This window comes from Candidatus Thiothrix putei (assembly GCA_029972225.1).
GTDB lineage: Bacteria > Pseudomonadota > Gammaproteobacteria > Thiotrichales > Thiotrichaceae > Thiothrix > Thiothrix putei.
Window position 1 is genome coordinate 1,967,233 of sequence record CP124756.1, and the last position, 13,970, is coordinate 1,981,202.

Below are 13,970 nucleotides of genomic sequence, written 5' to 3' on the forward strand. Positions count from 1 at the left end.
CAATAATGGCTTATCAAATTCGTCGCGTGTTACCGTGGTTATGGCTGTGTCTGTTACTGTTACTCATGGGGCAGGCAAGGGCAGAAGAGCCTGTGTCAGTTGCTCCTAGCCCGCAATACAGCAATGAAGCCTTACTGACACAAATGCTGGTGGTGGATGTGTCTGAACGTACTTTGGATACCAGCCCTGCCTTAGCCGTGACGTTTTCACAAGATTTGAACCCGACGGCAGATTACAACACCTTCATTACCTTAACAGCTAACGGCAAAATGGTCGAAGGTAGTTGGGTAATGACGAATGAGACACGCCGTTTATTTTTCAGTAATATCAAGCCACAAACCGATTACCGTGTGCAAATTAGACCGGGTTTAACCAGTAAAAACGGTCTGCAATTGCAAAAACCCTATGATACTAATCTTAAAACCCGTGATATTAGCCCTGCGTTTGATTTTGCCACCACAGGCAGTATTTTGCCTGCGAAATTAACGGGTGGTTTACCGATTCGGGTGGTGAATGTGCCAGAGTTGGATATTGAATTTCTGCGGGTGCAACCAGAAAAATTGCCAGATATGCTGAAAACAATCAGTTTAGGGGGGCGCTTGTCGCAGTGGCAATTGGAAGAAATCCATGCAGTGACAGAAAGTGTTTATTCCCGCCGCTATGTCACCGATGCCAAGTTGAATGCGCGTACTTCGATGTTGATTCCGGTAGAAGATATTCAAGAGTTGAAAACGCCGGGCGTGTATTTTGCCGTAATGCGGGAACCGGGGCGTTTTAACGATGAGGCTTACCGCATTACGCAGTTCGTTGTCACGAATATTGGTTTACATGTGCGTTTGTACGCGCGTGGGTTGGAGGTTTTCGCCAATGCTTTGGATACGGGAAAACCGTTGTCTGGGGTTCAATTGAAATTGCAAGGCGAAAAAGAGGCTTTGACGCTGGAAACGGATGAGGAAGGACGTGTCAGTTTTGAACATCGGCCTGGCGGCGATTTATTGCTAACGGCGCAACAGGAAACACAGTTTGCTTTCTTGGATTTACGTGAAGCGGCGTTGGATTTGTCAGAATACGCAGTAACAGGCTTGCCTGATAAACCCATTGCGCCGTTTATTTACAGTACACGTGATCTATTCCGGCCCGGTGAAGCGATGGATTTATCTGTGCTGTTACGTGACCGTGATGGTCAGGCCGTTTCAGCAAAGAATCTGAATTTACGCATCGTCCGCCCTGATACAAAATTGTTGTTGGAAGAAAACTTGCTTGCGGCTAACGCTGAGTTGGGTTTTTTTACGTATCGCTTACCGATTCCTGTTGATGCTCCCACAGGGACATGGAAAGCGGAAGTTCGCATTAATGCTAAAGATGTTGCGCCTGTTAGCAGTTTTACGTTTCATGTAGAAGACTTCATGCCCGAACGCATGAAGTTGACCTTAACTGCCGAAAATAAATTACTGACTGCTGGTGAAAAGCTCGTTGTGGCGGCGCAGGGGGACTATTTATATGGTGCGCCTGCCAGTGGCAATAAATTGACAGCGGTGCGTACTGTCAGTGTGAATCGTCACCCCTTGCCAGCATTCAACGATTATTATTTTGGTGATCCTCGTGATGAAAAACTGATTAGTCGTGAAGATTTACCAGAAATTTCCTTAAATGAAACGGGTGGTGGCTTTGTGGAAAGTCCTGCTTTGGTGGGAAAAATCAGTTCTCCGCTGACTTTGAGCGTTATCGGTAGTCTGCATGAAACAGGTGGACGTAGTGTCACCCGTAAGCTAGATGTGCCATTTTGGCCGACTCAGAATTTGGTGGGGATTCGCCCCTTATTCAGCAAAGACACGGTTGCTGATAATGGTGAAGCGGGTTTTGAGTTGGTGCGCCTCAATGCACAAGGGCAGCCCGCCCCAGCAACCCAAGCGCTTGCGGTGACGTTGGTAAGAGAAGAAAAAGACTATTTCTGGGAATACAACAATGCTGAAGGCTGGCAACGTAAGGATATTTCCAGTGAATACCCGATTTTACAGCAAAAACTGACATTGGATGCAGCGGCACGAGGTAAAGCTGTGTTTGCTGTGCAATATGGTCACTATCGTTTAGAAGTGGAAGACGCTGAGACAGGTTTGAAAGCGGTTTACCCCTTTCATGCAGGTTGGGATTGGGAGCAAGACGCGAATAATGCAGCACGCCCTGACCAGATTGAATTAGCTTTAGATAAAGCGAAATATCAGGCTGGTGATGTGGTCAAGTTAACCATAACGCCGCCTAGTGCGGGTGAAGCCATTGTTGCCGTGGAGGGTGAGTCACTCTTATGGTCGAAGCGAGTAACCTTGCCAGCAGAAGGCTCAATTGTGGAGATTCCGGTGAGTCAGGAATGGAATCGCCACGACTTGTACATCACGGTGACTTCCTTCCGCCCAGCCAGTAGCCAGCAAAAGATCGCACCTAATCGCGCCTTGGGTGTGATTTTCTTGCCGCTTGACCGGGAACAACGGCGCTTGAATCTCAGTATTGAGGCCGCAGAAAAAGTCTTGCCAGAACAAACTACCACTGTCACCGTGAGTGCAGACAATCTCAGTGGAGAAAAAGCAATAGTCACGTTGGCGGCAGTGGATGCGGGGGTGTTGAGCATTACCGATTTTAAGGCACCAGACCCATTGGCCTTTTATTTCTCACAGCATCAATATACGACCAGCCTGTATGATGCTTACGGCAAAATCATTGAAGGTGTTGAAGGTACGCCATTACGTCAACGTTTTGGGGGAGATGCGAGTGCACGACGTGGTGGTGCTTTGGGGCAAGCAGATGTGCATATCGTCTCGCTATTCAGTGGTGCTGTAGCATTTGATGCCGCAGGTAAAGCAAAAATTGAACTGCCATTACCCGGCTTTGATGGGACATTACGCTTGATGGCGGTTGCCGCAACAGAAGATCGTTTTGGTAGCGCCGAGCGTGAGATGAAAGTAGCCTCTCCGGTTGTGGCGAATCTTGCTGCACCGCGTTTTCTTGCCGCTGGTGACAGCAGTTTCTTGACGGTGGATGTGAATAATACAACGACTGAAGCGCAAGTTGTGAAGCTGAAACTCAGCAGTAATGATTTATTATCCGGCGTGGCGGATACACGAGAACTTATTTTAGCGGCGGGTAAGCGTGAAACCTTGCGATTACCTGTATCGGCTCAACAAGCTTTCGGGCGTGGGCAAATTAATCTGGAGCTGACGGGAAAAGGCTTTACGGCGAGACGCCAAGTTCAAGTCGCAGTGCGTCCTGCCTACCCTGCACAATACTTTTCACAAAACAGTGAGTTAAGTGCAGGTGAAATCTTAACGTTGGATGCCACAACGATTCAACAGTATCAGGCAGCAGGTTTGCAAGCGAGTTTGAGTTTGGCGGCGACCCCACCGTTACCTTTGCGGAGTGCTTTGCAAGGCTTGTTACAGTACCCCTATGGTTGTTTGGAACAAACGACCAGCAGTGCATGGCCTTACTTGTTTTTGGACGCGAACGTCTCTGAAGCGTTGGGTTTAGAACCCTTGGAAATGAAGGAGCGCAATGAGCGGGTGAATGCGGCGTTATTACGTCTTGCAGGAATGCAATTAGCTAACGGTGGTTTCACCTTGTGGGGTGATGCGAACGGTGGGCAGGAAGAATATTGGCTAACACCGTATGTGGTGGATTTTTTGCTGGATGCCAAAGAACAAGGCTTTATCGTGCCTGAGTGGTTGTTACAGCGAGCACTTCAGAATTTGGAAGAACGTTTGCAGGAGGGTGAAGATGCGGCGGAGAGCCGTTATGCGTTTTCGGACATGCCTGCACACTTGGATTTTGCGGCACGTGCCTACGCTGGGTATGTGTTGTCACGCGTAAAGCGTGCGTCACCAGGAACGCTAAAAGTGATGTATGAAAAAGATGTGAGTAAAGCGGCTTCTGGTTTGCCCTTGGTGCATTTGGGGTTGGCGCTTCAGATGATGCCGGGAGGGGATAAAACACGCAGCGAGGATGCGATTCAGCGTGGCTTAGCAATGGTTCGTGATGAACAAAAGTACCTTGGTGATTATGGCAGTAGCTTACGGGATCAGGCGGCGGTGCTGTATTTGTTACTGCGCCACAAAGCCAAGCTGCCACAACTGGCGACTGAAATAAATCAGTTGGTAGAGTTGTTGCATAACCGTACTTATTTCAGCACGCAAGAGCAACTCTTTACCTTGTTGGCTGGCTTAAAGGTACAAGAAAAGGCTAAAACGGGTTGGCAAGCTACACTGACAGTAGGCAATGACACGGTGGATTTGTCGGGTAGTAGTACGCAATACCGTTCCTTAAGTGCTGACGATTTCCAGCAAGGTATTCGGGTGACGGCTAAAGAGCCGCTGTATGTGGCTTTGAGTGTGGATGGTTACCCGAATACAGTACCTGCACCCGACAGTGACCCGATTGAGATACAACGGAGTTGGTACAGTTTGGATGGTAAAAAAGTAGCGCCAGATGGGATTAAAACGGGTGCATTATTGTTGACCCATCTTATGGTGAGTAGCAATAGTGATATTAACGATGCACTGGTTGCGGATTTATTGCCTGCTGGATTTGAGATTGAAAATACCAACTTGTCGAATAACGAATCGTTAGAAGGTTTGCAATTGGAGGGGATGGATAAGCCTGTACTGGAGTTGTTGGGTAGTAGTGAATTGCGTACTCAGGAGTTCCGTGACGATCGTTATGTGGCGGCTTTGCCATTGAGAGCTAAAACGCGCCATCATCTCTTTTATTTGGTGCGGGTGGTGTCAGCCGGACGCTTTGCTGTACCGCCGCCGTATGCGGAAGATATGTATCGACCGGAACTGAATGGTTTAGGTGCTGTGCCGTCTGCATTGGTGATTCCGTAAGAGGGAGCCTTAATGCGTCGTTACCTGATCAGGCTGGGAGCCTCGGTATTGGTTTGCCTATTGCTGTTTATGTTGGCAGATCGGGTATGGCGATTACCAGAGCCTGAGCGGGTACGCAGCGTGTTGATTCTGGCGCAAGACCGCACGCCGTTACGTGCATTTGCCGATAATGAAGGGGTGTGGCGCTATCCGGTGACGTTGGATGAGGTTTCACCCTTGTATGTTGAGGCTTTGCTGACATACGAAGACCGTTGGTTTTACCAGCATCCGGGGATTAATCCATTTGCTTTGCTACGGGCTGGCTGGCAATGGTTGCAAGGTGGGCAAGTTATTTCGGGTGGCTCTACCTTAACCATGCAAGTAGCACGGATTCTGGATCCCCATGAACGTACTGTTGCTGGAAAAATTCAGCAGATGTTCCGTGCGTTGCAATTGGAATGGCATTATAGCAAAACAGAAATTCTGACTTTTTATCTCAATCTTGCGCCGTTTGGTGGACCTATTGAAGGGGTGCAGACAGCCAGTTTTGCATGGTTGCATAAACCTGCCTTGGCCTTGAGTCATGCGGAGGCGGCATTGTTAGCGGTCTTACCCCAAGCACCCTCGCGCTTGCGCCCTGATCGTTCTCCTGAGTTGGCACAACGTTACCGTGATAAAGTGTTGCGGCGTATGGCTACGCAAGGTGTTTGGCAACAGGAAATCGTGGACGATGCCATGCTTGAGCCAGTGATGAAGCTGCGTTTTCAACAGCCACTGAAAGCACCGTTGTTTGCACAACGCATGAAAGCACGGGCGTTTGCAGCAAAGGTATCACGGTTACAGACGACACTGGATGCCAATACACAGTGGGTCGTTGATAATGTATTGCGTAACCGTGTGAACAGTTTGCCAGAGAAAGCGTCCATCGGTGTATTGGTCGTTGAAAATCGTACCGGTTACGTGCGGGCGTATGCGGGGTCGGCTAATTTTCATGATGCTGAGCGTTTTGGGCATGTGGACATGGTGCAAGCTGTGCGTTCGCCGGGGTCAACATTGAAACCGTTTTTATACGGCATGGCACTGGATGATGGCTTGGTGCATTCTGCCAGTTTATTGAGTGATGTGCCGCTGAAGTTGAACGATTATGCGCCGCAGAACTTTTTCCGGCATTTTTCGGGGGCGGTTAGCGTGGCACAAGCCTTACAGCAATCCCTGAATGTTCCGGCAGTGGATGTGTTGCAACGCTTAACACCCAGCGTGTTCGTGGCGCGGTTACGTAATGGTGGCGTCGTCATCAGTTTTCCTGAACAAGCTGAACCGAATTTGAGTGTGATTTTGGGGGGAGCAGGCACAACGTTGGAAGATTTAGTGCGTGGTTTTACTTCACTAGCACGTGGTGGGGTTAGCATCAAACCCCGATTTGTCGAAGATGATCCGCTGGAAGAACGAAGGGTATTGTCAGAAGGGGCTGCATGGATTATTCAGGAGATATTACGGGCGATTCCTCCACCAGAAGGCAGCACGAATGCAGTAGGTGTGGCATGGAAGACCGGGACTAGTTACGGTTTTCGGGATGCTTGGGCGATTGGAGTCAGTGATAGCCATACGGTAGGCGTGTGGACAGGGCGGCCTGATGGCACGCCATTACCCGGTCGTTTAGGTGTCGCGGCAGCCGGACCTATTTTGTTTGATGTGTTTCGGGCATTGCCTAATGGTGTAGATGTTAAGGCGCGTCGTCGCCCTGCTACAGTGATGCAGACAGACATTTGCTGGCCTTTGGGGGAGAGTGCGGCGCAAACGTCCGCTGAACATTGTCATGTGCGTCAGCAAGCGTGGATTTTGGATGGCAATATTCCAGCGACTTTACCGCATTTGCGGCAGCACTCTTGGTCAGCCGGATTGCAGACCTACTGGGTTAACCCCGTAACAGGATTGCGGGTAACGGCAGCCTGCAATACGTCTGAACGCAGTGCCCGGCAGGTCGCACAGTGGCCGTTGGAGTTGCACCCGTGGTTGGCGAATCATGTGTTGGAAAAAATACGCTTACCGGATTTTGATCCTAGTTGTCCACCCGGCAGCGAATATCAGAGTGGGACACAACTGGCTATTCGTAACTTAGATGCTAGTAGCCTGTTGTATTTACCCAAAGACCTTACTGGGCAGCTAGGTAAGGGTGTGACCTTGGATTTGTCTGCGGAAGGTGGCGAAGGGCAATATTTTTGGCTAGTTAATGGTGAGCCAGCAGGCGTTGATACTAAGCGTGGTGGTTTACGTTATACCTTTACACGGGCAGGTGATTATGAACTGACGGTATTTGATGCGGCTGGCTCTGTCGATAAAGTGAGTATTCGAGTCATTAGCCAACCGTAAGTACAGCATTGTGTTGTTATACCGGCAGGTGCAAACGTACCCGTGCGCCAACGTAGGGAGAGACTAGCAATTCAATTTTGCCGCCAATGGCAGAAACAATTTCGGTGCTGACAGCCATACCAATACCTTGACCATCACTCTTACTATCTTCACGAATACCACGCTGCAAGAGTTTATCCGGGTTGTTGATCGGAAAGCCTAATCCATCATCATCAATATCAATAATTAGCATATTGTTATCATGGTGTGCAGAGATTTCTACAATATCTTTACAGAAACGGCAGGCATTGTTGAGTAGGTTGCCAAACAATTCCATCATGTCTTCAGCATCCATACGGCACTTGGCATATTCGTCGACATTGATGCGAATCTCAAAGTGTTTATCACGGTAAACTTTCTGCAAGGTTTCGCGTAGTCGGAACAACACAGGGCGTACTGGCTGGGACAAAATCATCGCGCCTTGGTTGGTCACCATGGCGCGGCGTAACTGATGTCCAATGATTTCGCGAATACGTTCAATTTGTGACTCGAATACCGTCGTGGCTATCTTGATTTGGGTATCAGGGTTAGCATCGCGTCGTAATTGATCAAGCTGATTTTGCATCGTCGTGAGCGGTGTTTTGATGCTGTGTGCCAAGTCATCTAACGTGTCTTTATAGCGCTGTTTTTGGCCTTTTTCATAGCTGAGTAAGCCATTTAGGGCATTTTTGACGGGAAGCAGTTCTTCAGGATAATGGTCACTGATACTGTCTTTATCACCGGCTTCAATCGCTTTAACTTCGTTTTCAAATTCTTTGATGGGGGCAACAACCCAAAAACTCAAGGCCAGTTGCGCAATCAGAACGAGTACGGCGGATAGGAATAACAACACGGCAAATTTTTGCCGCATGTCCTGCATTTCCTTTTGAATGTCAGCAATGGAAACGCCTAAAACAAATTGGAACGTCCCGTATTCTGGATGAAGGAAGCTTTGAATCGCGAGTAAATATTCTTGAGAGTATGTTTGTTGAAGTGTCTGATTTTCTACTAACTTATTGGGATCTTTGGGAGGTAAGGGCTTTAATTGATCAAACGTTGGTTCAAAACTAACCGGGATATTTTTCTTAATGTTGAAGCGCAGCAGGTAGTCATCTTCCATTTGCTGATCTGGCTTGCCCATTGAAGATGCAGTCCAAACAATATCATTATCATTAGTATTTGTGTCGATGATGTAAGCAAAACGGTTTTGCTCCGCATCGTCTAATTTACGAAGGCGAATCATTTCCTTCATTTTTTCTTTCATATCCTCATCATCGGCTAATGGTGAGAATTTTCCATCTGAAAAGTTGAGATAGCCTAAAACATCATAGGAGGTTTCCCTAAGTTCTACTTTTTTTTGATCTATTTTATAGCTATAGGAAAACCAGTGCAGCATCCCGCCGAGCATCAGAATACCGACCATAATAACGCCAAACCCACTGATGAGTTGGCGGCTACGTAATGAACTGAGCATAAGGATGCCTACCGAGTATTCGTATACTTTGCCCGTGAATAGCTGTTGAATAATGAGAAGCCCTCAAGCAAAGTACGGCTGTTATTGGCAACCGGTCGTCCTTTCCATGATCCAGATAGACTTCAGCGAATCCGATCAAACCGCCTTGAATGAGGGGCGTTACCGCCATGCCCACCCTCGCGTCCGCCAACGGATGGAAGTGTTGTGGCTAAAAAGCCAGGGAATGGCGCATGGGGACATTGAACGGCTGGCACAGGTGAGTTCAACGACGGTCACCCGTTATTTGAAACGTTACCAACAAGGTGGGATCGCTGCCTTGGAACAACTGGATTTCCGTCGCCCAACCCGCCGGTTGGAACCTTTCCGTGAGCCCCTGAAGAAACATTTTGAGAAGCATCCACCGACCCGGATCAGTCAGGCGATCGCTGATATACAGCGCTTAACCGGCCTTGAACTCAAGCGGGAAGCCGTGCGGCTATTCCTGCATGACTTGGGTTTGTCCGTCAGGAAGGTGGGGATGATACCGGCGAAAGCCGACCCTGCTGCCCAGGAGACTTTTAAAAAAAGAGCTGGAGCCGCGTCTTGAGGAGGCCAAGGCCGGAAAACGCGCCGTTTTCTTTGTCGACGCCGCCCATTTTGTCCTGGCCCCGTTTCTGGGGTTCCTGTGGTGTTTCACCCGGCTGTTCATCCGCGCCCCTGCCGGACGCCAGCGCTACAATGTCCTCGGTGCGTTGAATGCAGTCACCCATGAACTGGTCACCGTGACCAATGACAGTTACATCAACTCCCAAAGTGTTTGTCAGTTGCTTCGGCAAATCAAGGCATTGGCCCTGGATGTCCCGGTGACCTTGGTGATGGACAATGCCCGTTACCAGCGCTGTAGCCTGGTACAAACATTCGCCCAAACACTCGGGATCGAACTGTTGTTCCTACCCGCTTATTCCCCCAACCTGAACCTGATTGAGCGCCTCTGGAAGTTTGTGAAGAAGGAATGCCTGTATTCACGTTACCATGAAAACTTTACCGCGTTTGCGCAGGCCATTGATGCCTGTTTGGCACAAACCCACACTACGCATAAAAAAGCCTTGGACTCCTTGCTGACTCTCAACTTTCAGACCTTTGAGGAATCTGCAATTATGGGCGGTTGAAGTATAGTATTATGTACGTGTTAAGGTGAAGCGGTAGCCACGACCACGCAGGGTTTCGATAGGCTTGAGGGTATCATCCGGGTCAAGTTTAATGCGTAAACGGCGAATAAACACTTCGATAACATTGCTATCGCGATCGGTATCTTCTTCATACAAGCTATCAGTCAAGCGTGTTTTAGAAATGACTTCACCGGCGTGTAACATTAAGTGTTCTAATACCCGATATTCATAGGCTGTCAGTGTTACTTCCTGCTCATGCACATAAACGCGTTGTTCAGAGGTGTTTAAACGAATCGGGCCGCAACTGAGTTCAGCTTGTGTCCAACGACCCGTGCGCCGTAATTGCACCCGCAAGCGAGCAATCAGTTCTTCAGTTTGGAAGGGCTTGGTCACATAATCATCTGCACCTGCTTCCAGCCCCTCCACTTTACTTTGCCAACGGTCGCGTGCTGTCAAAATGATGATGGGGTAACTCAAGCCTTTAGCACGAATGGAACGGATAATATCCAGCCCCAGATCATTGTTAACAGCCCCCCCTTTTGCATGAGGTAAGCCCAAATCAATCACAGCAATATCAATAGGGTATTCGAGAGCGACATACAGCCCTTGGGAACCATCAGCCGCTAAGTCTACGGTGAAGCCGTTCTTTTTAAGGTTTTCGGCTACTTGTTCGCGAATAATGTTTTCATCTTCTATTATAAGTACGCGCATGACACAGCTCTTTCTTGGTTGGTCAATTGATCATTATTTGGTCAATACAATTCGGGAGCTTTTTAAGCAGCAAACCCCGGTAAGAGCAATCATACACCAGCTTGCCTGTAATAAAAAACAATCAGTGGTAATTATTAATAAAAACTATAAAAAAATACCCGAAGATTCGTTCAGAATTTCGGGTACTTTAAATTAAATTTCTTTATTTTCAATGCTTTTTAGCAGGTTTTTTAGTCACTACATGCAACTTTAATGGTTAGGTATTCACCTTCTAATGAAAGCATTCGCACGATATGACAATCTGGATAGTCAGGTAAAGGTTTTTCCTGAACAGATAATATTCGACCTTTGTAGGCTGCTTTCACTTTTGAAAGGATAGCATCCCGCCCGATTGGTTCTGCAGGATTGCTGCGCTTGAGTGAAATCTTTTTATCACTGTCAGCCGCAACCGCAAAATTTGGTAGCATGGTGATAGCAGCACCCGCAACCATTACGCCGCATAAAGCAGCAAATATGGATCGTTTGAAATCCATCGTGTTTCCCCTGTTACATAAAAAATCAGCTAAAGCGCTAAAACACTCTCGATTGAGAGGTAAGTCATTTATTGGTTAGTATATTAATCGAGCAAAACTGAACAGGGGGTGAATAATCATTAGTTTAACTTATCCAAGGTAATGATAATTATAGGAAAATATTTAAACAGAATAGTCGGTGGATGACCTATTTTCTTACTGAGAAAACACCGATTGATAACAATTCATGTAAGGTGTCAAAACAGGTTTCTTTCGTAAGAAAATTAGAATAATTTTTAGGCAATAGCATGGGGTTTTGGCACAGGTATTCAATAAATTGAAGGTGTTGGGCGTCAATTTTGTAATGGTTACCGTTCGCAAATAGGTGTAAATCACTGGCTGATAGAAAGTACAATATCCGTGCATCCAGCGACTTTTCAAAGCGTTTTTTATGCCTAACCAAACGGCTAAACTCAGCGCGGCTAACAGGTTCAGCTTCAATGGCGGGTGCATTGCCTTTCGGCATGGTTAGGTATTTTCCTACCCATCGCTGTAAAGATTGTTCATCTTGTGGCAGCGCATCGACCACAAAATCAATTAAGCGATCCATGTCCTTGTTGGTCAGTTCACCGGGGTTAGCTTGCGGGATACGCTCAGGATCAGCGAATCGTTGTTGCAACCGCGCATCTTCCAGCGAATCTTCGAGCAACTTTTCCAGCATATCCGCTTGAGAGGGAGCGCGGAAACCGATGGAATAAGTCATGCACTCGTTTAGTGCCACCCCGTAATGCGGCACATTGGGCGGCAGATACAGTAAGTCACCGGGATCAACAATCCACTCCTGTTCGGCTTGGAAATCACGCATGATGCGTAATTCCAAATCAGGCAAGAAATTGTCAGGGTGGGCTGGTTGCGTGGTGATTTGCCAGCGGCGTTGCCCTTGCGCTTGCAATAGGAAAACGTCGTAGGCATCCACATGCGGGCCTACCGAGCCGCCTTCCACCGCAAAACTGATCATCAAATCGTCGATACGCCAGTCGGGGATAAAGCGAAATGGTTCGATGATAGCTTTTAATTCGGGCAAATGTTGATCGGTGTCGTTGACCAGCAATGTCCAATGCGTTGCGGGCAGATTGCTGAAATCGTCATCGTCGAATGCGCCGTGGCGGACTTCCCACGGGTGTGCGCCGCCTTGTTCGATGACGATACGGGCGGTATCGGTTTCACACGCCAAGCCCGCCAACTCGTCTTGGGTAATGGGCGATTGGAAATTGGGGAAGGCATTACGGATCAGTAGTGGTTTTTTTTGCCAGTAATCACGCAGGAATTCTTCAACAGAAATATCACCAAGCATACCCGCCATGTTACACCGCCTTGGCTTGCGCGATGGCATTGCCGATGTACGTCGCGGGTGTCATCGTGATCAGCGCGTCTTTAGCTTCCTGCGGCATATCCAGCGTATTAACGAATTCACGCAAGCCTTCTGGCGTGATGCGTTGTCCACGGGTCAGGGCTTTGAGTTTTTCATACGGTTGTTCGATGCCGTAGCGGCGCATGACGGTTTGGATGGGTTCAGCGAGTACTTCCCAATTGGCATCGAGGTCGGCGGTGGTGCTGGCGGTATTGACTTCGAGTTTGCTGATACCTTTTAAAGCCGATTGGTAGGCAATTAAGGAATGCCCCAAGCCGACACCAAGGGTGCGCAACACCGTGGAGTCGGTGAGGTCACGCTGCCAGCGCGAAATCGGCAGTTTTTGTGCCAGATGCGTCATGAGGGCGTTGGCAATGCCGAGGTTGCCTTCCGCATTTTCAAAATCAATCGGGTTGACTTTGTGCGGCATGGTGGAGGAGCCGACTTCACCCGCGATGACTTTTTGCTTGAAATGCCCTAGGGAGATGTAGCTCCACACGTCGCGGCAGAAGTCGATCAGGATGGTGTTGAAACGCACTACCGCATCGAAGGTTTCAGCGATGTAATCGTGCGGCTCGATTTGGGTGGTGTAAGGGTTCCAGGTTAAGCCGAGTGAGGTGACGAATTGTTCGGCGGTGGCTTGCCAGTCAATGTCGGGGTAGGCGCTGATATGCGCGTTGTAATTGCCGACTGCGCCGTTGATTTTGCCGAAATATTGGGTGGCAAGAATCTGCTGTTGTTGGCGTTGCAGGCGGTAGGCGGTATTCGCCATTTCTTTGCCCAAGGTGGTCGGGGTGGCGGGTTGCCCGTGGGTACGCGATAGCAGTGGAATTTCGGCGTAGTCGTGGGCAAGCTGGCGGATAGCGCCAAGGGTTGCCGCCATGTCAGGCTGAATCACCTGTTCCATGCCGCCTTTGAGCATGAGGGCGTGGGAGAGGTTGTTGATGTCTTCGGAGGTGCAGGCGAAGTGGATGAATTCGCTGACGGCTTCCAGTTCGGCTTGCCCGGCGATTTTTTCCTTGAGGTAATACTCGACCGCTTTCACGTCGTGGTTGGTGGTGCGCTCGATGGCTTTGATGCGCAGCGCATCGGTTTCAGCAAAGTTGCTGATAATGCCTTCTAAAAAAGCGTTGGTGTCAGCGGAAAAAGCGGGGACTTCGCTGATTTGTGGGTGGGCGGCGAGCATTTGCAACCAGCGGATTTCGACGAGGACGCGGTGGTAGATCAAGCCGTATTCGCTGAACCACGGGCGTAATGCCGCTGTTTTGCTGGCGTAACGCCCGTCAGTGGGGGAAAGAGCGGTGAGTGCAGAAAGTTCCATGCCGTATCCTGAGCCAAAAGTCTGAAAGGCTGGGATTGTACCGCAAATTCATCGGGTGTTAAGTCTGTTAATGTGGGTGAAATTATTGTTTGGAAGCATTCATCAAGAATTAATTAAATTGTTAAGTCTGTGTATATTTTTATTGAAAGTGTTTT

General features: G+C 48.6%; 7 protein-coding genes and 1 pseudogene. 3 read left to right on the forward strand and 5 right to left on the reverse strand.

The features are described 5' to 3' along the window. The first annotated feature begins 5 nt into the window (after positions 1-5). Together QJT81_10230 and pbpC are read left to right on the forward strand one after the other, a co-directional pair. Positions 6-4,871, forward strand: coding sequence for an alpha-2-macroglobulin (locus QJT81_10230; GenBank protein ID WGZ96310.1), 4,866 nt, complete (start codon positions 6-8; stop codon positions 4,869-4,871). 12 nt (positions 4,872-4,883) lie between these two features. Beyond that, the gene (gene pbpC / locus QJT81_10235; protein WGZ96311.1) at positions 4,884-7,220 is read left to right on the forward strand and encodes a penicillin-binding protein 1C; all 2,337 of its coding nucleotides are present in this window, start codon (positions 4,884-4,886) and stop codon (positions 7,218-7,220) included. A gap of 16 nt (positions 7,221-7,236) precedes the next feature. Here pbpC and QJT81_10240 read toward each other — a convergent pair whose 3' ends face one another. Next, positions 7,237-8,712, reverse strand: a complete 1,476-nt coding sequence (locus QJT81_10240) for an ATP-binding protein (GenBank protein WGZ96312.1) — start codon at positions 8,710-8,712, stop codon at positions 7,237-7,239. A gap of 106 nt (positions 8,713-8,818) precedes the next feature. Between QJT81_10240 and QJT81_10245 the strand changes: the two are divergent. Next, a pseudogene (locus tag QJT81_10245) lies at positions 8,819-9,860 on the forward strand (IS630 family transposase). Between the two features lie 9 nt (positions 9,861-9,869). Here QJT81_10245 and QJT81_10250 read toward each other — a convergent pair. The 4 genes from QJT81_10250 to purB form a co-directional block, all read right to left on the reverse strand. Next, a complete protein-coding gene (locus tag QJT81_10250; protein ID WGZ96313.1) occupies positions 9,870-10,571 on the reverse strand; it encodes a response regulator transcription factor in 702 nt (233 codons plus the stop codon). Positions 10,572-10,801: 230 nt separating this feature from the next. Beyond that, positions 10,802-11,104, reverse strand: a complete 303-nt coding sequence (locus QJT81_10255; protein WGZ96314.1) for a hypothetical protein — start codon at positions 11,102-11,104, stop codon at positions 10,802-10,804. A gap of 187 nt (positions 11,105-11,291) precedes the next feature. Beyond that, positions 11,292-12,446 (reverse strand): cupin domain-containing protein, encoded by a 1,155-nt coding sequence (locus QJT81_10260; protein ID WGZ96315.1) that lies wholly within the window; start codon positions 12,444-12,446, stop codon positions 11,292-11,294. A gap of 1 nt (position 12,447) precedes the next feature. Beyond that, entirely contained in the window at positions 12,448-13,815 is a 1,368-nt protein-coding gene (purB, locus tag QJT81_10265; GenBank protein WGZ96316.1) for an adenylosuccinate lyase, read from the reverse strand. Positions 13,816-13,970: the final 155 nt, after the last annotated feature.